Source organism: Geofilum sp. OHC36d9 (assembly GCF_052400685.1).
Taxonomy (GTDB): Bacteria; Bacteroidota; Bacteroidia; order Bacteroidales; family Marinilabiliaceae; genus CAZHHH01.
On record NZ_JBQTGJ010000009.1, the window covers coordinates 92,145 to 113,388 of the forward strand.

Genomic DNA, 21,244 nt, shown 5'->3' on the forward strand with positions numbered 1-21,244 from the left:
GCTTTTAATCTTCTGATTTTTGAGAGAACAAATATTCCCGTTAAGCTCGCGCCTTTTGAATTTGATTTTCATTTTGATCTTTTCGCCATTGCAACAAATCCAAAGACGTCTGTCGAAATAAATGCTTTCTACAGGACTTGTTGTATCAAGCTTATTCTGCAAAAACAATTATTCTGCACCAGCTCTTCCTTAAGGGCTCCTCCTGTTGCAGCCTGATATTTCTTCCGGTTTTCATCCCTGGAAATATTTTTTCGGAAATCGTTAATTTCTTTAGTTAGAGCCTGTCTATAAACTAAGTGTTTGAAAAGCAAAATTCAAATACAAGGCTTGCGATATCACAAAAATCAAAGCACTTACTTTTCGTAAGCAACTGTGTTTATGGCCGGTATAACAAAACCATTGTCTTTACAGACACAACTTAGTAGTCTGTCCATAAGCGATGTATTTGAAATCTAAAATTCAAATACAAGGCTTGCGATGTCATAAAAATCAAAGCATTTACTTTTCGTAAATAACTGTTTTTATGGCAAGTATAACAATATCGTTGCCTTTATAGGCACACACTAACTAACAAAACTTATCTAAAACGAAACATCTGATGATTAATCGTATCATATCATTTTCAATAAAAAACAAAGTCCTCATAGGGCTGATGGTTATAGGCCTTATAATGGGCGGCCTGTATTCCATGACCAAAGTACCGCTCGATGCCACGCCCGACATCACCAATAATCAGGTTTTAGTCATAACAACAGCGCCCAACCTGGGAACTGAAGACATTGAGCAATTTGTAACCTACCAGGTAGAGCTGGCAGTAGCCAATCTTCCCGATGTGACTGAAATACGAAGCGTCTCAAGATTTGGGCTCTCAGTTGTAACCATTGTCTTTAAAGAAAGCGCCGGCACCTACCTGCCCCGCCAATTGGTAAGCGAAGCATTGGCCGAGGTCAAAGAGAAAATACCCGAAGGATTTGGGGATCCGTTTATGGCCCCTATCAGCACCGGATTGGGTGAGATATATCAATACACTCTGGAGGTGCAACCCGGGTATGAATCGACCTATGACGATATGGCCCTCCGCAGCATGCAGGAATGGATCGTTAAACGACAAATGGCCATGTTACCCGGCGTTGTGGAGGTTAACTCTTTCGGTGGCCGCAACAAACAATACGAAGTAGCCATCAATCCCGACAAACTCCGAAGCATGGGCCTGACCATCTCCGATGTCTTTGAAGCACTTGAAGACAATAACCAAAACACCGGTGGCGCCTATATTGAAAAAAACTTCCAGGCCAACTTTATCAGAGGCGAAGGATTAATGAGATCGATGGCTGACATTAAAAACACGATGGTGGCAAACAAGGCAGATCACCCCATCTTTATCAGAGACATCGCCGAGGTAAAATTCGGTAACTTCCTGCGCTATGGTGCATTTACCAAAGATGGAAAAGGAGAAGCCGTAGGCGGTATTGTGATGATGCTTAAAGGCGAAAATTCCAATAACATCATTAAAAATGTAAAAGAACGAATGGCTTTAATTCAGAAATCCCTGCCCGAAGGGGTTGTCATAAAGCCATTTCTCGACCGCAGTAAACTAATCAAAAGCACCACCTCCACGGTAGCCGAAAACCTTTCGCTGGGTGCCCTCATCGTCATCTTCGTACTGGTTTTATTCCTGGGCAATTTAAGAGGTGGTTTAATTGTGGCATCCACCATTCCTCTGGCTTTGCTTTTTGCTTTTATCATGATGAACTTGTTTGGCGTGTGGGCCAACCTGATGAGTATGGGTGCGCTCGATTTCGGAATTCTGGTTGATGGAGCGGTCATAATCGTCGAAAGTATGATTTTTCAGCTTCATAGTAAAAACCTCATCGGCACAAAGCCCGACCAGGCACTACGCGATAAAATTGCCGGTACGGCTGCCAGTAAAATGATGAACCCGGCATTTTTTGGACAGCTTATCATTTTAATCGTCTTCATTCCGGTTTTAGCCCTTCAGGGAATTGAAGGTAAAATGTTCATCCCGATGGCCATGACATTTGGCTTCGCCGTTTTAGGCGTGGTTCTGTTATGCCTCACTTACATACCTATGATGGCAGCCAGGTTCCTGCAACCACCCAAAAATGATAAAAAAACGTGGGGCGATAAAATCATTGCCAGACTCGAAAAAAGCTATGCCCCCATAATCAGCTGGTCGCTCAGGAAAAGCTGGATAGTATTAAGTATCGCCTTTGTGTTGTTGTTATCCAGCGGATTAATATTCACACGGATGGGCGCCGAATTTATACCGACCCTTGATGAAGGCGACTTTGCTTTTCAGGCCTTTTTGAAACCGGGAACTTCGTTAACCGAAGTCACAAAAACATCCACCCGTCTGGAACAAATCGTATTGGAGAACTTCCCGGATGAAGTGGAAAGCATTCAAAGCAGAATTGGCGTTGCCGACTTACCCATGGACCCGATGCCCATTGATATAGCAGATATATTTGTGATATTAAAACCTGAAAATCAATGGACAAAAGCACGCTCAAAAGAAGACCTGATCAATAAAGTCAGAGAAAAAGTCAGTGTCGTGCCAGGTGTCAATTTTGAATTCAGTCAACCGGTTGAAATGCGTTTCAACGAATTGTTAACCGGCATTCGGGAAGATGTTGCAGTGAAACTGTACGGTGATGACTTGGATATGCTGGCCGACAAAGCACAGGAAATAGCACAGCTGGTTTCCGGTATTGAGGGTGTGGCAGGTGTAAAAGCTGAAGCAACCAAAGGGCTTCCTCAAATCACCGTTCATTACAACCGCAATAAACTGGGGCGTTACAACCTGAAAATAAAAGACCTCAACACCATCATCGAGACCGCTTTTAGTGGTGGCGTAGCCGGACGTATTTACGAAGGAGAACAGATGTTCGACCTGGTGGTACGGCTGGATGAGACTCATCGTCAAGACATCGACAACATAAAAAATCTGTTTGTAAGCTTACCCGACGGCCAACAAATACCGCTGGAAGAAGTGGCTGAAATTAATTATCAGCCGGGCCCCATGCAAATCAGCCGCGACAATACCAACCGACGAACCTATGTCGGGATTAATGTTGAAGGCAGAGATATAAAATCGCTGGTGGCCGAAATTGAAACAACGCTGGAAGAAAAGCTCGATCTGCCCGTTGGTTATTACATTCGCTACGGTGGCGCTTTTGAGAACCTCGAAAGAGCTTCAAAACGGTTGTCGCTTGTTGTTCCGCTGGCACTCGCCCTCATTTTTATGCTGGTCTTTTTCGCCATAAAATCGTTTAAACAGACCCTCATGATTTATGTGGCTGTTCCGTTTGCCGCTGTAGGCGGACTGTTTTCTCTTTACGTGCGGGGTATGCCCCTTAGCATTTCTGCCGGTGTTGGTTTCATCGTTTTATTCGGGGTAGCGGTACTCAATGGACTGGTGTTAATTAGCGGGTTCAATGAACTAAAAGCCGAAGGCAGATGGTCCCTTTCCGACATCATCAAAAAAGGGTCTATCAGACGTATCCGCCCCATTTTATTAACCGCCTCAACCGACATACTCGGCTTTTTACCCATGGCAATATCGACATCGGCAGGCGCCGAAGTTCAGCGGCCATTAGCCACAGTAGTCATTGGCGGAATGCTCACATCCACACTATTGACCCTTATTGTGCTGCCTATTTTATATAAATTTGTGGAATCGGCAACAAACAAACCCGCATCGTTCCGACCATTGACAAATGCGCTTCCATTGCTATTAATAACAGCAGGCGTCGGACTTTCCGGTAATGCCAATGCCCAAAATTCATCGGTAACACTACCGCAAGCCATTGAACGGGCCATAGATAATTATCCGTCCATAAAATCGGCTGAACTGGAAGTGAGAAAACAGAAGGCGCTAAAGGCCACGGCTTATGACCTGGGTACCACCTCGGTAAACACCGGCAAAGAAGAAGTGGGCAACGGCGCTCCGGGCATCCAAAACAAAATTGCAATTGCCCAGTCCGAGATTGACCTCTTCGCCATTCCGGCCAAAAGCAACCTGGCAAAATCGCGTACAAAACAAGCCCTTGCGGCCCAAAACATAACCCAACTGGCTTTAAGTCGCAACGTGAGTATAGCCTGGTACAATGCGGCACTGGCCAAACAACAATACCAGCTTCTGAAAGAACTCAACACCTTGTACAACGATTTTCAGAAAGCCGCCCAGCTGAGGTACAAAACAGAAGCCAGCTCCAAAATTGAATATCTGTCGGCTTCGGCAAAACACACGGAAATGCAGGTCAATGTTAAAAAGGCCGAGAGCAACTATTGGGCCGCATTACATCAACTAAACCAATATCTGCTTTACCCCGAAGTTGTGGATGTCGACATACAGCATTTGGGGCACGATACTTTTAAGCTGGTGTCACAAGCCGATTCTTTAAACAAAAGCCCTTTAATTGACTACTACTTAACCGAAACTGATGTAGCAGAAAAAACATGGAAAGCAGAGAAAGCCGGATTACTACCCAAAATAAATCTGGGTTATAAATTACAATCAATTGATGGTCTGTCGGGATATTATGGCTGGGAAGCCGGCATATCGGTTCCTTTGTTATTCTTCTCTCAATCGGGCGAAATAAAGGCATCCAAAATGGAATTCCAGATCGCCCACCAGCAGTACCAGCAAAAAAAGCTGAAATTAAGAGCGGAATACTATCAACAAATGAGCCGATACATAACCTTACAACAAGTCATCGACTATTATCAGACGGAGGCCTTGCCTCTGGCCGATGAACAGATCAAAACGGCACAACTGGCCTACCGTCTGGGCGATATCGACTATGTTCAGTTTATTCAGAATACAGAAGCTGCCATTCGCACAAAACAAGATTTTTTAACACAGCAGGCCGAATATTTTGAATTGTCGGCACAGCTCCAATTTCTAACCGGTAAAAACACTAAATAATGAGACCTACAAAAACAGGAATAGCAATTATAGCCATCGCAACGTTAATGGCATGCAACAACAAACAAGACAACAACCATAATGAAGAACAGCACCACCACGACGAAGAAGGAGTCGTCATCTTAAACCAACAGCAGCGTGACGCCCTGAAATTAAAAACAGGCACTTTTGAAATGCGCAACCTGACAACGGTGGTAAAATCGAACGGACAGCTGGTGGTTGCACCGTCAGACAAAGCCGACATCACCGCCGTTATAGGTGGAAATGTAAAAGAAATAGACGTATTTCACGGCGACAAAGTGCGTAAAGGCCAGCAACTGGCACTTCTCGAACATCCTGATTACATCACATTACAGGAACAATTTTCAGAAACAGCCAATCGACTTGATTTTTTAAAACAGGAATATGAACGACAAAAAGAGTTGTTCGACAACAATGTGGGCGCCGGACGCGACTTCCAACAGGCCCGGATGGAGTACAATATTGCAAAGACTAAATACGAAGGGTTAAAATCGCGCCTGGAGCTGTTAAATATCTCGCCCGACAACGTGATGGCAGGTAAAATTTCAAGCACCATACCCATCTATTCGCCACTAAACGGATTTGTCAGTGAGGTGAATATTAAGTTGGGCACTTATGTTGATGCCAAAGACAAGCTATTTGCGGTGTCGGACAACAGTGCCATTCATGCCGATTTTATGGTTTACGAAAAGGACGTCCATTTACTCAGTGTGGGCCAGAAAATTCATTTTACAGTGGCCAACCGTCCCGAAGAAGAACTGTTGGCGACCATTTTTGCCATCGGCAAAGAATTCGACGCCAACCTGAGAGCGGTTCATGTTCACGCCAAAATCGATAAAAATGTCCCGGGTCTTATTCCTGGCATGTACCTGTCCGGTCATATACATACCGACGAAAAATATACCCGCACACTTCCAAACGATGCCATTGTCACGGAAGGAATCAAATCATATATTTTCACGTCTGACCCTGAAGCGGTGACGCATCATGAACACGATGAAACAGACCGTGAGGCCGACAGCAACAACCCCTTGGCCTATAAAATGGTTGAAGTAATACCCGGCATCAAAGACGACGGCTACACTGAAATAAACCTCATCACCCCATTGCCCGAAAACACGCAAATAGTTCTCAATGCGGCCTATTATTTACTGGCTGACATGAAAAAAGAAGAAACCGAACACGAACATTAATTTTCAAAATACGAAACTAAACCATTTCATTCTTTGTTTTACTATAAGCTGGCAGGAAAAGAGTCCCCTTTCCTGCCAACTTTACCTGTGTGACTGACAATCAGGTCTTGACTTAAATTGACTATTAAAACATAACAATTTATTAAACACCCAGTTAGTACTTGCAAGACAACTCAGGTATGTAATAAATATGTTCTGATTCAAGACTTGCAAAATCCCAAGGCGTAACACCGAAGCCGGACTTTTAATTATTGCTTTTATGCACAGCGATAATTATTTTTGTATTAGCACTTTAAAATTAAGATAAAATGGAAGCTCAAAACAACGAATGGTCAAACTGGATTAATATTATTAAGCCATACACCCGACCCAGCATTGCTAAAAGCTGGTGGCAGGTAATAAATTCTTTTGTCCCCTACGTGATTCTTTGGGTAATAATGGTTTATTCGCTCCGTTATTCATATTTAATCACCCTTGCATTATCAGTCCTTGCAGCGGGTTTTTTGGTTCGTATTTTTATCATCTTTCACGACTGCGGGCATAACTCCTTTTTTAAATCACGCCGCTTAAATAAGATAGTAGGAATCATTGCCGGCGCACTGGTATTTACGCCATACCACAAATGGCACTATCAGCACATGGTGCATCACAAAACCGTTGGCGACCTTGACAAACGTGGAATGGGTGACATTAAAATACTGACGGTAAAAGAGTACAAAAACAGTACAAAAAGACAACGACTTTTTTATCGTCTCTATCGTAATCCTATTATCCTGTTTCTAATTGCCCCATTTTTTCTCTTTGCCATATTTTTCCGTTTCCCGGACAAAAAGCTATCCAAAAAGATTAATCTATACTCTCACATAACAACCGTATCAATCATTGCAGCCATCACCATCATATCCTTCATGATCGGCTTAAAAACGTATGTTCTGATACAGATTCCCGTATTGTATTTTGCTTCAGCGTTCGGGGTTTGGTTGTTCTATTTGCAGCACCAATTTGAAGACGTGATGTGGGAACGCACCACAAACTGGGATTATACCACCATTGCGATGGATGGCAGCTCATTTGTAAAATTTCCCGCCATATTACAATGGTTCTCGGGTAACATCGGGTTTCATCACATCCATCATTTAAGTCCCAAAGTACCCAATTACAATTTGGAAAAATGTTACAAAGAAAATCCTCTGTTTCAAAAAAAGCCCATGACTTTCATGGAGAGTCTGCGAGCAGCAAAATACAGCCTTTGGGATGAAGAAAAACAAAAACTGGTGAGTTTTAAGGAGGCTTTGTCGTGATTCACACAAAAATGGATAGAGACGCAATGAATTGCGTCTCTATCATTACCGATACACAAACAATAAATTCAATAACAAATTTGATATCAATTATTCGTAGTTTTAAAACGGGTGTTACCGTCGATGCCCGTAAAATAAATTCTGTTTTCGCCTGATAACCGCGATTCCATGACCATATCAGCCGTAATAATAAATCATTTCAACGAATTAAAAATATATTATAAACAATCCCGCAAATTGGCAGGATAATAATATTTAAAAAAGTTCTGTCGATTATTTGCTGTTTGCAAAGAGGTCTCGCTGTTAAAATTTATTTCGTGCCTGAAGAATCCGACGGCAGATAAAAAACTTCATTTTTGAGGCTTTCGAAACCTGAAAAATATAAATTTACTGATGCAAATACCCATTTTAAAAGCAAGCATAACAAAGTAGTTCTCTTTACAGACAAACACTAATTAGTGCCTGTCCATAAACTAAGTGTTTAAAATATAAAGTTCAAATTCAAGGCTTACGAAGTCATAAAAATCAAGGCGTTTACTTTTCGTAAATGACTGTTTTTATGACAAGCGTAACGCAGAAGTTGACTTTATAGACAAACACTAATTAGAGTCTGTCCATAAACTAAGTGTTTAAAATATAAAGTTCAAATTCAAGGCTTGCGAAGTCATAAAAATCAAGGAGTTTACTTTTCGTAAATGACTGTTTTTATGACAAGCGTAACGCAGAAGTTGACTTTATAGACAAACACTAATTAGGCACCATACATCAGGAGAAGATGTGTCTCTTTTCCTTAAATTTGTATTTCTGTTTTATCAAAGCGAATTAAAATGCCTGATGACAATAAATTACTATATTATTTTAAAAAATGGTCGGATATAACAGATAAGGATGAACCAGTTATTTTAAGTTCATTCGAATCGGCATCTGTCAAAAAAAAGAAAGATCTTCTTGTTGCAGGAGATACATGCAAATACATCTATTTTATTACCAAAGGTTGCTTACGCTCTTTTTATATCGATTCAAAAGGGGTCGAACACATCTACCAAATCAGAATGGACAACAACTGGATTAGTGATTTGGAAAGCTTTTTTACTCAAAAACCATCAAAATACAATATTGAAGCAATAGAAGATACACAAATGTTACGTATCTCGTTTGAGCGAATGGAACAGCTATATACTGAAGTTCCCAAATTAGAAAGATATTTTCGCATACTTTTTCAAAAAGCATACATTAACGCGCTAAAGCGCTTAAATGCAACCATGTGGGAAACGGCAATGGATCGTTATAATAACATGCTGAAAGAACATCCGGACATGTTTCAACGGGTGCCATTAGCCTATATTGCTTCTTATCTGGGAATTACACCTGAAAGCTTAAGCCGTATCCGAAAGCGCCGATAGCACCCACTTTATTCGCTTCGGTTAACCTACATCAATTTCATTTCTTACCATAGGTCAAGTGTTCGGCCCCCCTTGTCACGTTACCTTTGTATTGTAATAATTAATTAAAACCAATTAATTTTTTGCGATATGAAACGAGCATGAGATGGATTTCTCACAAAGGAGGGTCATTTCAGTGGCGGGTTCCATGTGGCTAAAACAAACAAATTAGAATCTTATGAAAACAGTAAAATTATTAGGAATGCTTTTGATAGCAGGTACATTATCCACTTTTGCACAAAAAAGTGAAATAAAAGTAAACGAGTCGGTTGTTAAATGGACAGGCAATAAAATTGGAGGTTCGCACAACGGAGAGATTCAAATTAAAAATGGATATTTTGAATTAAGAGAGGGTGATATTGTGGGCGGAAAAGTCGTTATGGATATGAATACCATCACAAATAACGATGTTGAGGATGAAGGCTACAATCAGAAATTGGTTGGTCACCTGAAATCGGACGATTTCTTTGGTGTTGAAAATTTTCCGACAGCGACTTTTGTAGTCAGTAAAGCAAGCAAATTTGAAAACGGGAAAGCCAAAGTATCCGGAACCATAACCATTAAGGGGAAATCAGAACCCATCACATTTGATGTTTTCAAAAAAGACAATAAATACGCAGCGCAATTAAAGATTGACCGTTCTAAGTTTGATGTTCGCTATGGCTCCAATTCATTCTTTGACAATCTGGGTGACAAGGCTATTGATAACATATTTATTCTTGACATACAAATTGTTATTTAACAAAGAGCAATCATCTCATTTTAAAATGAAAAGAGCCATGAGAAATTGGTTCGCACACAGAGGGATGATTAATTCCGGCGAGTTCCATATGACAACTGAGAGACAAAATATAATCATATGAAAAAAATAACAGAATCGTTTTCGAATAGCTCTAAAATGCCCGTCCTTTTTATAGGGCATGGAAGTCCAATGAATGCCATTGAAGAAAATGAATTTGTACAAGGATTCAGGAACGTATCGTCGCAAATAAAAATGCCCAGGGCCATTTTAGTCGTCTCAGCGCATTGGGAAACTGCCGGGACCAAAATAACTGCCATGCCAAATCCGCCAACCATTCATGATTTTGGCGGATTTCCACAGGCACTTTATGAAGTGCAATACCCGGCACCGGGCGACCCCAACCTGGCCGCTGAAACGCAACAATTGATAAAAAGTGCCGAAGTGCGGCTGGATGATAATTGGGGCCTCGACCATGGGGCATGGAGCGTTATTCGTCACATGTATCCTAAAGCCAATGTGCCGGTAATCGAACTCAGTATTGATTATCGTAAAAATCCGGCCGAACACTACGCTTTAGCAAAAGAGCTAAGTATGCTTCGACACAAAGGCGTCCTGATTGTTGGTAGTGGCAATTTAATACACAATTTACAAATGGTAGACTGGCGCAGAATAAACGAAAATTTTGCTTTTGACTGGGCTCAAGAGGCTAACACCAAAATAAATGAATACATATTGAATGGTGATCATCAAAGCTTAATCGACTTTTCAAAGCAAGGTAAAGCTTTTCAATTAGCCATTCCCACGCCCGAACATTATTTGCCATTGCTTTATGCTCTGGCACTTAAGGATGCAAAAGACGACATCAGCCTATTTAATAACCAGCCCATTGGAGGCTCTTTGTCAATGACATCCGTTAAAATAGGCTAAAATTACAATTGTCTGAACAGATGCTTTTCTACAACTTATAGAAATACATTTGGCAGACCAATAAAAAAACAATGATCAAATGAAACCTCCCTGATAAAAGTTCCCACACAAAGAGACAATTATTACATGAAGCGTCATTTGGTACTAAACATTAAAATTGAAACAGATGAAACGAGCCATGATAAAGGAATGCTCACACAGGTGAATGATTATTCCGGCGAGTTTCATATGGCAACTGAAAAACAAAATATAATCATATGAAAATAGCAGTAACAGGAGCCACAGGCCAGTTAGGCCGTTTGGTTGTAATTGAATTAAAGAAAAATATTTCCAGCGATAATATTGTTGCATTAGTCAGAAACCCGCAAAAAGCTTCAAAATCAGGCGTAGAAGTCCGCGCTTTTGATTATACCAGAAGCAATGAATTAGCTGACGCTCTGGCCGGTATCGATCATTTATTACTTATATCGGGTAACGAAATTGGCCAACGCGCCGCTCAGCATTCAAATGTAATTGAAGCCGCCAAAAAAGCGGGCGTAAAATGGATTGTTTATACCAGTCTATTGCACGCCGATACATCAACATTAAATCTTGCCGGCGAACATCTGGTCACCGAAAAAGCGTTGAAAGAGTCTGGCATTGACTATACAATACTTAGAAATGGTTGGTACACCGAAAATTACACTGCGTCGATTGAAGGTGCCATTGCCGGCGGTGCATTTATTGGAAGCGCCGGTAATGGAAAAATAGCATCAGCAGCCAGAGCCGATTATGCCGCGGCAGCAGCAGCGGTGTTAACCGACGAAAACCATAAAGGGAAAGTTTACGAATTAGCCGGTGACCAATCTTACACACTGAGCGACCTGGCGGCTGAAATTTCTAGCCAGACGGGTAAAAATATCCCTTATAGAAATTTAACGGAATCAGAGTATGTCAAAATACTTACAAGCTTTGATATCCCAAAGGATTTTGCAGCAGCAATCGCAAGTTGGGACATCAGTGCTTCAAAAGGCGATTTGTTCGACGACGCCCACCAACTTTCAAAATTGATAGGCAGACCAACAACCTCATTATCCGACTCTGTTAAAGAAGTATTATAATAAAGAAAAATTGCCTGTCTTTACGCCATAAACTCTATTCCAGTTTTGTAAAGACAGGCAATTTCAGTTCTGAAACCCGCCTTGAAATATCCATGAAAGTAATTATGCCATCGGAAGTATTTACTAAAAAGATGCCACATCCTTCCGGTCAATTAGAATAAAAATCGATCTATTTCTGCATTTTAAGTCATTCTGACGATTGCTTTTTTATTACTTCCCCAAAACAATAAAAGCAAACTTTGAAACACCCATTTCAGAAATCCGTGTTAACAAATCAAGCCACAAAACAACAGTTTCTTTTAGCTGGTTGAGAACAAATTTCAGTCACGTTTTGAGTGTCCTGAAAAAGAGCCTTGCTCCTTTCGGTAAAAAGGACTGCTCCTTTCAGGTAAAAGGACCGCTCCTTTTGGGTAAAAGGGCCGCTCCTTTTGGGTAAGAGGACCGCTCCTTTTTACACCCTCATGGAAAGCTTATGAACAGGAGCTTCCAGAGGGGCCCAAAAACTGCTTAGAAAAAAAATCTTATGAAATCAGTGCTTCAAAACAGTGGGGCAAAAGCACTAAATCAGGGACAAAATGAGCCCCAGGTTTGTAACACAGAGGTACACAAAGAAGACACTGAAAGGCATAATCTCAATCCATTTCATTTTTCACACTGAGAACAGGCCTAAAACGAAGCACCAGCCATCAACATAATTAATTTTCTATGCTCATTTTCTGCTCGTAAGAAACCCGATTAGGGCAAAAACTAATCTTCTTTTGACAGTTTTACGAAATTTATTGAAGGTAAAATTATGGGATCAAATCCAGATTGTAGAGTTAAATTTGATATGTACGCCCTTAAATAGGGAAAGGCAATCGCAGGTGCATTAATTTTAGGGAAATTAGAAACTTTGAACTCTTCCGTGACTTCTTCCTCTAATGAAAAAATAAAAGTAGCCTCAATACTTAGGTTAAACCTTTTATCTTTTATTTCAACAGTAAAGCCAACACCAAAGGTCTTATTATCTTCTTCCGGGAAGAAATTACCACTGTTCAAGTTAAAAGAATTCTCCTTTCTGGTCTCATCATTAAGAACAGAAAGACTCAACTCTTGAACTTTCCAATTCTCTAATTGTATTTTCATATCTATGCAGCTAATGGAGATGTTTCTGAAACTTGATTAGTATCAATTAAGTCGTCATTAGAAGTAGCATAATATAATTTATTAATTACAGAAAAAGGTTGATCATCTAAGGCTAAAATATCCTCTGACTTAAAACCATATTTTGTAACTGCCAAATTATACAATTCCTCTGGCGTTATATTTTCAAAAAAATGGTCGATTTTTGATTTTATATCTTTAGATAATTTCATTTTTCACGTCTCCTATCTTAACAATTTTAGTACCTTCAATATTCTTTATTGGATCATATACAGTACAAATTGTACAATTTGGTGTTCTCAATCTTATTTGTTTCTTCCTTTCTCTTGCAAACTTAATGTAAAAATTTCCTTTTACAACATCAACTGGTAATATACCTTCATTCCGTGCTAAGTTAATTAATAATCCATCCAAATAAATAATATTCTTTCCTGACTTTTTAATTGCACGCTCAAAAGCTTTAGTTAAATATTCTAAAACAACAATGCCATCCTCGGAGGTCAGGTCAAGCAAATTATCATCCTCTACTTTAAGCGCAGATCTCAATACGCTAAAATGATTATATGTGTATTTTTTTTCAAAATTATTCCACGCTTGAACTATAGCCCACTTTTTTGCTTGTTCATCAGGTTTGGAGCTAATTCCTTTTATGAAAAAATAAACCCCACTCCCTAACCATTCATCATTACCAACAGACAATTCATAATTATTGTCAATTATCTTTCTGGCAGATGCTACACTAGTTCCATGGTAACCTATAAATTGCTGCATTGTTCATAAAATTTCAAACAAACATAACAAAAAAATTATTTGTCTCCCCCCCCTAAAAAAATAAAAACAGCTTTAAATATTAAATCAAGAAGCTATCAATCAAAACTTTTGCACAAAGGAAAATGGGAATAAACGCCCGTTAAGTAGACTTCAACTAACGCTTAACAAACCAATACCAACATGGGATGCAAAAACATTGGTGGATTAACCATCGTCACTTTCACGACAATCGATTACACTCCCTTTTTTCTCAATCCATTTCATCCTTTACACTGAGAACAGGTATAAACCGATGTGCCAGCCATTAACATAATTAATTTTCCATATGCATTTTCCGCTTTGCGAACCTTTGTGTTTCTTTGTGATATTTTTTTCTCATCAATAAAGCCCCATTTTTTTTGTTACTTTACTTTCAAATAGATTATTACAACAGGGCGCTCACTTTTTTCAATCTTCAAGACGAACAGACTTACAAAAAAGCCAAAACACCAAAGGAAGTTGAACATATGAGTTCCATGTGACCTTAACAAACAAATTATAGACAGATGAAACGAGCCTTGGGAATAGCTTCACACACAGAGGGATGATTAATTCCGGCGAGTTCCATATGACCTTAAAAAACAAATTTTAAACATATGAAAACCATCTTAATTTTACTGATTACATTGTTTTCTTCATTTTCATTAACAGCTCAGGACATTACAGGGCAATGGAACGGACTTTTAAAAGTCCAGGGAATTCAATTACGGGTTGTTTTTAATGTATCAAAAACCGATGATGGATATCAGTCCACAATGGATAGCCCCGACCAAGGGGCTAAAGGCATACCGGTGACAAGTACCACTTTTGAGAATAACCTGATTAAATTTGAAGTTGCAAGCGCAAAAATTGAGTACCTCGGCGAATTAAAGGATAACGAAATAATCGGAACATTTAAGCAAGGTGGTCAGGAATTCCCGATGAATTTATCCGGCAAAGCCATTGAAAAAGCCGTTGTAAAACGACCACAGGAGCCAACAAAACCTTATCCATACTACTGTGAAGATGTCACTTTTAAAAATACAAAAGCAGACATCACACTATCAGGAACATTAACTCTACCCCAAAACAAAGGGCGTTTCCCGGTTGTAATTCTAATTTCAGGTAGTGGCCCACAAAATAGAGATGAAGAATTATTAGGACACAAACCTTTTTTGGTAATATCTGATTATTTAACCAAAAACGGAATTGGCGTTTTAAGATATGACGACAGGGGCGTTGGGCAATCAAAAGGCACATTTAAATCTGCTACTTCGGCCGACTTTGCAACGGATGTGGAGAGTGCGGTTGCTTATTTAAAAACAAGAAATGAAGTGACTAAAATTGGCCTGATTGGTCACAGCGAAGGCGGATTAATAGCACCAATGGTTGCCAGCCAATCTGAAAATGTGGCTTTCATTGTTTTATTGGCTGGCCCGGGAATTCAGGGAGACCAAATACTGCTATTGCAACAAAAACTAATCGGAAAAGCAACTGGAATAAGCGATGAAGATTTACAGAAAAACGAAATCATCAATAAAAAAACATTTGAAATTGTAACCAAATCAACCAATCCTGATCAATTAAACAGTGACCTTACCAACTACCTTAAACAAATATTAAAAGACGGTCCCGCAGAACAAAAGCCGGAAGGTATCAGCGATGATGAATTTGTGCAACAGCAAGTCGAACAAATCACATCCCCCTGGATGCAATACTTCCTCAAATACGATCCGGCCCCGGCATTGGAAAAAGTAAAATGTCCTGTTTTAGCACTCAATGGCGAAAAAGATCTACAAGTACCACCAAACGAAAATTTAGGAGCAATCAAAGAGGCTTTAACAAAAGGAGGTAATAAAGAATTTACAATCAAGGAATTACCAAACCTAAACCATTTGTTTCAAGAATGTAAAACAGGCTCACCACTCGAATATGCCACCCTTGAGCAAACTTTTTCGCCAATAGCACTGGAAGAAATGACAATGTGGATAAAATTACAGACGGAATAAAACGCCTGCCAATAAAAATCTAAAAAAGATCATTACAGAAATAATTAATTACAAATTTTAATTGGAACTTACACAATAGATCTGAAATTATGTACATTTGTACCGCAGTGCACTTCTATTCGTAAATCAAATTCGCTTTAGTTTCTGCACTTAAAAATATTAAAATAAAACCTAGACAAAGCTCTAGGTTTTTTATTTTATCTCTTTCCGTTTGTAAATATCAAGTATTCTGACTCATCCGATTTCCGCTCGTTATTCCATTTGACTTAAATGAAAAATTTGTTTTTTGCCGGACAATAGTCTTCAGCAACATCTTGGATGAAAAAAAATTAAGACATTCAAAATCAATACCTGTCGACCGCTCAATCCTAAAAATATTTGAAGACTATTGGGATTTTGATAAAAATGCATACCTTTGTTCGTCTTTTTACGAACACTATGGATATAAAATCAGTGACAACCGATAAACAAATACGAATTGCACGCTATGCCAAAGCAATGGCACACCCCGTTCGGGTATATGTAATGGAGTTGCTTTCGTCGCAAAGCTGTTGTTACAGCGGCGACCTGAGCGATGAGCTTCCCATTGCAAAATCAACCTTGTCACAACACCTGAAAGAATTAAAAGACGCCAGATTGATTCAGGGAGAAATAGAATCCCCCAGAATTAAATACTGTATCAACAAAGAAAACTGGAAAGAAGCTCAACAACTTTTTAAACAATTTCTGAGAGTATAAAAAAAATTTGCAAACAATGTTCGTTGTTTTGCGAATAACGAATAACAAAATATAAGCAAAATGAATTTGAACAATTTAAAACCAGCAAACATGGATATCAAAATTTTAGGCACAGGCTGTGCAAAGTGCAAGGCTCTGGAAAAAGCCACCCGCGAAGCGGTAGCACAAACAGGGATAAATGCCACTATTACCAAAGTAGAAGACATTGTTGAAATTATGAAGTATAATGTGATGACGACCCCTGCCCTGGTTATTGATGACAACATTGTTGTGAAGGGAAAAGTGCCGTCGGTAGATGAAATCAAGAAATTTCTAGTCTAGTAATCAATTCAAAAAAGGACTCAAGATGAAAAAATTAATCAACACGCTAAGCCTTATCTTTTTTGCAGGCGTTATGGCTGTATCGGCACAATGTTGCAACGGAGCAACAGCCAATGACAATTCAACCGGTACAAAAGCAACCGCTTGTTGCGCCAATAACCAAACATCAAGCGAAGTAAAAGCTTATTATTTTCATACAACCCGCCGTTGTGCCACCTGTCAGGCGGTAGAAAAAGTTTCTAAAGAAGCGATCAAAGAGTATTATGGTGACAAGGTTATTTTCCAGTCCATCAACAGCGACGAAGACAAAAACAACGAGCTGGTATCAAAATATAAAATTAGCGGTACCGCACTTTTAATTGTTAACGGCGACAAAACGGTGAACCTGACCAACGACGCCTTTTTAAATGCCCGTAACAATCCCGACAAATTGAAAAGTAAATTAAAATCAACCATTGATTCAATGATGTAACGATGGAGGTATTACAAAATTTTCTGGAGACATCGCAGTTTCCAATATTCACGGCATTTATACTGGGACTTATGACCGCCATAAGTCCCTGCCCGCTGGCAACCAATATTACGGCCATTGGTTTTATCAGTAAAGACATTGTGAACCAACGCAAGGTATTTGTTAACGGCTTGATTTACACATTAGGGCGGGCCATTTCGTATACTGTCATAGGCGTACTTTTCTTTTTTGGAGCCAGCCAATTCGAGTTTGCAGGCTTCTTTCAGGAGTGGGGCGAAAAAATATTAGGTCCTCTTCTTATTGTCATCGGCTTGTTTATGCTTGGCATTTTAACACTCAAAATACCCGGTGTTGGTTCGTTGACCGAAAAGATGGAACGTAAATCGAACAACGGCTTTTGGGGCGTTCTTTTATTGGGTGTGGTTTTCGCACTGGCATTTTGCCCATACAGCGGGGTCCTTTACTTCGGGATGTTAATACCCATGACAATCAGCAATGCCAGTGGCTTGTATTTACCACTGTTCTTTGCCATAGCCACCGGTATCCCGGTCATTTTATTCTCATGGCTCATTGCATTTAGCGTAGGCTCTATCGGAACGGTATACAATAAACTGAAAAACTTCGAACTCTGGTTCAGACGTATCGTTGCATCTCTGTTTATTGTGGTTGGCTTGTATTACGTCCTGACGATTTATTTATAAAAAAATTTACACCAACTGTTCGTGTTTTAACGAACAATAAAAAACAAATAATGAATCAATTGAATTCTTTGATACCCAACAAAAGCAAAACAAAGGATGTTGCGTATGCACTTGAAAACCCCGATGCCAATCAGGGTAACAAAAGAAAAATACGATTAGTCATTTCAGTTGCCATTGTTTTACCACTTTTAATAGCTCTGTATCATTATTTACCGGGTCTGGTCGATACTTTTACTTTTGATTACATAAAACTCAACCCGGAATCACACTTAGGAGAAGCCGTCAATTTTTTCTTTTACGATACCATAAAAATATTAATACTGCTCTTCTTAATCAGCAGTCTGATGGGCGTTATAAATGCGTATTTCCCCGTGGACCGGTTACGGATTTATCTGACAACCAAAAAAATGTACGGACTGGAATATTTCTTTGCATCCTTTTTCGGTGCCGTCACACCATTTTGTTCATGTTCATCCATTCCTCTGTTTATTGGCTTTGTAAAAGGAGGCATTCCTTTGGGCGTCACATTCGCCTATTTAATAACCTCTCCGTTGGTCAATGAAGTAGCAGTAGCCATGTTTTTAGGCTTATTTGGTTTTAAGGCCACCGTGATCTACACCGGAACCGGCATTTTAATGGGGATGCTTGGTGGTTTTATTCTGGGAAAACTCAAACTGGACAAATACCTGAGTGATTGGGTACGTGAAATACAAAATAATTCCATCCAAAAAAATGAAGAGTGGAATGAGGAGAAATTATCCTTTTTAGATCGTCTTCCAACCATTATTAAAGATGGATGGGATATTGTTCGCAAAGTACTTTTGTACGTCATTATTGGAATTGCCATTGGTGCTGCAATGCACGGTTACATCCCCGAGAATTTCTTCACAGAGTTTTTATCGGCCGATAAATGGTACGCCGTACCGCTGGCAGTGATACTTGCGGTTCCCATGTATGCAAATGCGGCAGGTATAGTGCCTGTCATACAGGTATTTGTTGCCAAAGGGGTACCGCTGGGAACAGCCATTGCTTTTATGATGGCCGTGGTCGGTCTGTCGTTGCCAGAGGCGACTTTACTGAAAAAAGTGATGAAATGGAAACTGATAGGAGTTTTCTTTGGCACCATCACCTTGTTCATTATTATCCTCGGGTTTTTATTCAATATTGTGCTTTAAATAGTGTTTGTCTATAAAGTCCAACTACTGCGTTACGCTTGCCATAAAAACAGTCATTTACAAAAAGTAAACTCCTTGATTTTTATGACTTCACAAGCCTTGTATTTGAACTTTATATTTCAAACACTTAGTTTATAGACAGACTTTAAATAGTGTTTGCCTATAAAGTCCAACTACTGCTCTACGCTTGTCATAAAAACAGTCATTTACAAAAAGTAAACTCCTTGATTTTTATGACTTCACAAGCCTTGTATTTGAACTTTATAGCTCAAACACCCGACTTTATGGACAGGCACTAAATAGTGTTTGGCCAGGAAGTTAACTTCTGCGTTTATGTACAGGCTCTAAAATAATTATGCTAATGCTCGTTTCATCTGATAACTAAAACAAATTATAAACAGATGAAACTCCCATGGGCACCTCATCACATAACATTGAAACAGCACACCATAAATCATTGAATATCAATTTTAAACAAAAAAAATTATGGCAACTAAAAAAGTAGAAATACCTGAATGGACATTCGAATTTCACGGACACAAGTGTCCCGCAATGCCAATTGGCTATAGAGCCGGCTTAACGGCCATGAAAAAACTTGGCGTTGAAAAAGCGAGTAACAAAGAGTTATATCTTTTTTGTGAAAATGGCCCGGCACATGCAGCTGCGTGCTTTTTAGACGGCGTAATGGCAGCAACAGGTTGCACGTATGGAAAAGGACTGGTAGAAAAGTTAAACTATGGGAAAAATGCGATTGTTCTGGTTGATCTAAAATCAAAACAGGCCGTAAGAGTTTCTACAAGACCCGGGTTCTTTGAACAGGCATTGAACTCTGAATTTGTGAAACTTCGCAAGCAAAAAGTGGAGCCTAAAGACATTAAACCTGAATTGGTCATGCCACTCATTGAAAATGTAAAACAATTGGACGAAGAGGTTCTTTTTTCGGTAAGTGAACTATTCGAAAAAGAGGTGCAACTACCAAAGGGAACTTTTGACTGGCACCATTGCTCAAAATGTAATGAGATCGTATTTGATAATCAATCAAAAATTATTGATGGTCAAAGAGTCTGCATTCCATGCTCAGAGAACTAATCTAAAAAATACGACTTCTGCGTCAGGCTTGCTTCCCAAATGCTCATTTACACCAGTAAACCAACATTTTTCGTACTTTGCAAACCTCAAAATAAAGTTTTCTTATCTGCCACCGGAGTTTTCGTACAAATACCAGTTAACCCCATACAGAGAAGTTTAGAGCGAAGACGTTACACCTTTTTGCTGCCCTTTGTTAATCTCTCGCGGATTTTTGGGGCAGCAATTATTTTGTTTCCGATAATGAAAACTAAAGTGAAGATGACATTTTTCAGAAATAACACAGGATGAATCCAATAACATCCCTGCATAATCTCTTTCATTGCTTTTGGGCAACGCAAAGCAGACTCGCAACGAATTAATAAAAAACAACAAAAATATTAATAGATGGATTATTTAATTGGAGGTATCTCCTTTGTCGCAGCCTTCCTGTTTTCACTGGGAGGTGTAGGCGCAGCCATTATACTAATTCCCATTTTAGTGTCATTGGGTATTCCCATAGGTATAGCCAAACCTGTGGGGCTTTTCTATAACACCGTAAGTTTAACGGGAGCCAGTATCTCAAACATCAAAAACAAAAGGCTTGATTTCAAAATCGGCATCCCGATCATTCTCTTTTCTTTTATATTTGCCATTATAGGCGCCTGGGGATCGCAATTCATCCCTAAAAAAATCATATTGGCTTTATTTATTGGGTTTTTACTTTTCTCAGGGTTTATGTTCCTTTTTCACAAAAAGAAAGAACAGGCATCCTATCGCGAAGACCGCCCCTATAAAGCGCTCTCTGCCATAGGCGCGTTAGCCGGTCTGTTATCAGGTCTATTGGGCGTTGGTGGTGGGGGAATTATATCACCCTTAATGTTAATGCTTGGATTCAATCCCAAAAAGATTGCCTCCATCACGGCTTTTGTGGTTCCGTTTTCTTCCTTCGCAGGATTTTTAACTTACTGGTCAATGGGCAGCGTGAACTGGCGCTTGTTAGCCATCGCTTCAACGGCAGGCATCATCGGAGCCACGCTGGGCACAATGTTTATGCACAAAAGGCTAAACCCCCAAACAGTGAAAAGAATTTTGGCCATTATTCTTTTAATGATGGCGGTAAAACTGGTTTGGAATATCATTTAACAAAATTTTCA

General features: G+C 39.6%; 18 protein-coding genes. 15 read left to right on the forward strand and 3 right to left on the reverse strand.

What is annotated here, in order from left to right:
• The first annotated feature begins 598 nt into the window (after positions 1 to 598).
• The 7 genes from ACT3CD_RS10775 (at position 599) to ACT3CD_RS10805 (ending at position 11,674) form a co-directional block, all read left to right on the forward strand.
• Positions 599 to 4,948 (forward strand): CusA/CzcA family heavy metal efflux RND transporter, encoded by a 4,350-nt coding sequence (locus ACT3CD_RS10775; RefSeq protein ID WP_444645604.1) that lies wholly within the window; start codon positions 599 to 601, stop codon positions 4,946 to 4,948.
• Positions 4,948 to 6,162 (forward strand): efflux RND transporter periplasmic adaptor subunit, encoded by a 1,215-nt coding sequence (locus ACT3CD_RS10780; protein WP_444645606.1) that lies wholly within the window; start codon positions 4,948 to 4,950, stop codon positions 6,160 to 6,162. The genes ACT3CD_RS10775 and ACT3CD_RS10780 overlap by 1 nt, the downstream gene beginning before the upstream one ends.
• A 308-nt stretch (positions 6,163 to 6,470) precedes the next feature.
• Positions 6,471 to 7,463, forward strand: coding sequence for a fatty acid desaturase (locus tag ACT3CD_RS10785; RefSeq protein WP_444645608.1), 993 nt, complete (start codon positions 6,471 to 6,473; stop codon positions 7,461 to 7,463).
• Positions 7,464 to 8,290: 827 nt separating this feature from the next.
• Positions 8,291 to 8,866 (forward strand): Crp/Fnr family transcriptional regulator, encoded by a 576-nt coding sequence (locus tag ACT3CD_RS10790; protein ID WP_444645610.1) that lies wholly within the window; start codon positions 8,291 to 8,293, stop codon positions 8,864 to 8,866.
• Positions 8,867 to 9,083: 217 nt separating this feature from the next.
• Positions 9,084 to 9,647 (forward strand): YceI family protein, encoded by a 564-nt coding sequence (locus tag ACT3CD_RS10795; RefSeq protein ID WP_444645612.1) that lies wholly within the window; start codon positions 9,084 to 9,086, stop codon positions 9,645 to 9,647.
• A gap of 117 nt (positions 9,648 to 9,764) precedes the next feature.
• Complete coding sequence (gene ygiD / locus ACT3CD_RS10800; RefSeq protein WP_444645614.1) at positions 9,765 to 10,574, forward strand: 4,5-DOPA dioxygenase extradiol; 810 nt, start codon at positions 9,765 to 9,767, stop codon at positions 10,572 to 10,574.
• Between the two features lie 257 nt (positions 10,575 to 10,831).
• On the forward strand, positions 10,832 to 11,674 hold the full coding sequence (locus ACT3CD_RS10805) for an SDR family oxidoreductase (RefSeq protein WP_444645616.1): 843 nt from the start codon (positions 10,832 to 10,834) through the stop codon (positions 11,672 to 11,674).
• A 747-nt stretch (positions 11,675 to 12,421) separates the two neighbouring features.
• Here the strand turns inward: ACT3CD_RS10805 and ACT3CD_RS10810 are convergent.
• The 3 genes from ACT3CD_RS10810 to ACT3CD_RS10820 are packed head-to-tail and all read right to left on the reverse strand — an operon-like array spanning position 12,422 to position 13,588.
• Entirely contained in the window at positions 12,422 to 12,799 is a 378-nt protein-coding gene (locus ACT3CD_RS10810) for a protein-export chaperone SecB (protein ID WP_444645618.1), read from the reverse strand.
• Between the two features lie 2 nt (positions 12,800 to 12,801).
• Positions 12,802 to 13,029, reverse strand: a complete 228-nt coding sequence (locus ACT3CD_RS10815; RefSeq protein WP_444645620.1) for a hypothetical protein — start codon at positions 13,027 to 13,029, stop codon at positions 12,802 to 12,804.
• Entirely contained in the window at positions 13,016 to 13,588 is a 573-nt protein-coding gene (locus tag ACT3CD_RS10820) for a hypothetical protein (RefSeq protein WP_444645622.1), read from the reverse strand. The genes ACT3CD_RS10815 and ACT3CD_RS10820 overlap by 14 nt, the downstream gene beginning before the upstream one ends.
• Positions 13,589 to 14,223: 635 nt before the next feature.
• Here ACT3CD_RS10820 and ACT3CD_RS10825 point away from each other — a divergent pair.
• The 8 genes from ACT3CD_RS10825 (at position 14,224) to ACT3CD_RS10860 (ending at position 21,233) form a co-directional block, all read left to right on the forward strand.
• Positions 14,224 to 15,615, forward strand: a complete 1,392-nt coding sequence (locus ACT3CD_RS10825) for an alpha/beta hydrolase family protein (RefSeq protein ID WP_444645624.1) — start codon at positions 14,224 to 14,226, stop codon at positions 15,613 to 15,615.
• A gap of 438 nt (positions 15,616 to 16,053) precedes the next feature.
• A complete protein-coding gene (locus ACT3CD_RS10830) occupies positions 16,054 to 16,353 on the forward strand; it encodes an ArsR/SmtB family transcription factor (protein ID WP_444645626.1) in 300 nt (99 codons plus the stop codon).
• 90 nt (positions 16,354 to 16,443) lie between these two features.
• Complete coding sequence (locus ACT3CD_RS10835; protein ID WP_444645628.1) at positions 16,444 to 16,674, forward strand: thioredoxin family protein; 231 nt, start codon at positions 16,444 to 16,446, stop codon at positions 16,672 to 16,674.
• Between the two features lie 25 nt (positions 16,675 to 16,699).
• A complete protein-coding gene (locus ACT3CD_RS10840; RefSeq protein WP_444645630.1) occupies positions 16,700 to 17,146 on the forward strand; it encodes a nitrophenyl compound nitroreductase subunit ArsF family protein in 447 nt (148 codons plus the stop codon).
• 2 nt (positions 17,147 to 17,148) lie between these two features.
• A complete protein-coding gene (locus ACT3CD_RS10845) occupies positions 17,149 to 17,847 on the forward strand; it encodes an aromatic aminobenezylarsenical efflux permease ArsG family transporter (RefSeq protein ID WP_444645631.1) in 699 nt (232 codons plus the stop codon).
• A 50-nt stretch (positions 17,848 to 17,897) separates the two neighbouring features.
• Positions 17,898 to 19,022, forward strand: coding sequence for a permease (locus ACT3CD_RS10850; RefSeq protein WP_444645633.1), 1,125 nt, complete (start codon positions 17,898 to 17,900; stop codon positions 19,020 to 19,022).
• A 486-nt stretch (positions 19,023 to 19,508) separates the two neighbouring features.
• Entirely contained in the window at positions 19,509 to 20,111 is a 603-nt protein-coding gene (locus ACT3CD_RS10855; protein WP_444645635.1) for an FmdE family protein, read from the forward strand.
• Positions 20,112 to 20,495: 384 nt separating this feature from the next.
• A complete protein-coding gene (locus ACT3CD_RS10860) occupies positions 20,496 to 21,233 on the forward strand; it encodes a sulfite exporter TauE/SafE family protein (RefSeq protein ID WP_444645637.1) in 738 nt (245 codons plus the stop codon).
• Positions 21,234 to 21,244 lie beyond the last annotated feature (11 nt).

What these genes read in the sequence shown, in the direction of transcription:
- ACT3CD_RS10775 (WP_444645604.1), top strand. Translation starts at nt 599, where the DNA reads ATGATTAATCGTATCATATCATTTTCAATAAAAAACAAAGTCCTCATA.
- ACT3CD_RS10780 (WP_444645606.1), top strand. Translation starts at nt 4,948, where the DNA reads ATGAGACCTACAAAAACAGGAATAGCAATTATAGCCATCGCAACGTTA.
- ACT3CD_RS10785 (WP_444645608.1), top strand. Translation starts at nt 6,471, where the DNA reads ATGGAAGCTCAAAACAACGAATGGTCAAACTGGATTAATATTATTAAG.
- ACT3CD_RS10790 (WP_444645610.1), top strand. Translation starts at nt 8,291, where the DNA reads ATGCCTGATGACAATAAATTACTATATTATTTTAAAAAATGGTCGGAT.
- ACT3CD_RS10795 (WP_444645612.1), top strand. Translation starts at nt 9,084, where the DNA reads ATGAAAACAGTAAAATTATTAGGAATGCTTTTGATAGCAGGTACATTA.
- ygiD (WP_444645614.1), top strand. Translation starts at nt 9,765, where the DNA reads ATGAAAAAAATAACAGAATCGTTTTCGAATAGCTCTAAAATGCCCGTC.
- ACT3CD_RS10805 (WP_444645616.1), top strand. Translation starts at nt 10,832, where the DNA reads ATGAAAATAGCAGTAACAGGAGCCACAGGCCAGTTAGGCCGTTTGGTT.
- ACT3CD_RS10810 (WP_444645618.1), bottom strand. Translation starts at nt 12,799, where the DNA reads ATGAAAATACAATTAGAGAATTGGAAAGTTCAAGAGTTGAGTCTTTCT.
- ACT3CD_RS10815 (WP_444645620.1), bottom strand. Translation starts at nt 13,029, where the DNA reads ATGAAATTATCTAAAGATATAAAATCAAAAATCGACCATTTTTTTGAA.
- ACT3CD_RS10820 (WP_444645622.1), bottom strand. Translation starts at nt 13,588, where the DNA reads ATGCAGCAATTTATAGGTTACCATGGAACTAGTGTAGCATCTGCCAGA.
- ACT3CD_RS10825 (WP_444645624.1), top strand. Translation starts at nt 14,224, where the DNA reads ATGAAAACCATCTTAATTTTACTGATTACATTGTTTTCTTCATTTTCA.
- ACT3CD_RS10830 (WP_444645626.1), top strand. Translation starts at nt 16,054, where the DNA reads ATGGATATAAAATCAGTGACAACCGATAAACAAATACGAATTGCACGC.
- ACT3CD_RS10835 (WP_444645628.1), top strand. Translation starts at nt 16,444, where the DNA reads ATGGATATCAAAATTTTAGGCACAGGCTGTGCAAAGTGCAAGGCTCTG.
- ACT3CD_RS10840 (WP_444645630.1), top strand. Translation starts at nt 16,700, where the DNA reads ATGAAAAAATTAATCAACACGCTAAGCCTTATCTTTTTTGCAGGCGTT.
- ACT3CD_RS10845 (WP_444645631.1), top strand. Translation starts at nt 17,149, where the DNA reads ATGGAGGTATTACAAAATTTTCTGGAGACATCGCAGTTTCCAATATTC.
- ACT3CD_RS10850 (WP_444645633.1), top strand. Translation starts at nt 17,898, where the DNA reads ATGAATCAATTGAATTCTTTGATACCCAACAAAAGCAAAACAAAGGAT.
- ACT3CD_RS10855 (WP_444645635.1), top strand. Translation starts at nt 19,509, where the DNA reads ATGGCAACTAAAAAAGTAGAAATACCTGAATGGACATTCGAATTTCAC.
- ACT3CD_RS10860 (WP_444645637.1), top strand. Translation starts at nt 20,496, where the DNA reads ATGGATTATTTAATTGGAGGTATCTCCTTTGTCGCAGCCTTCCTGTTT.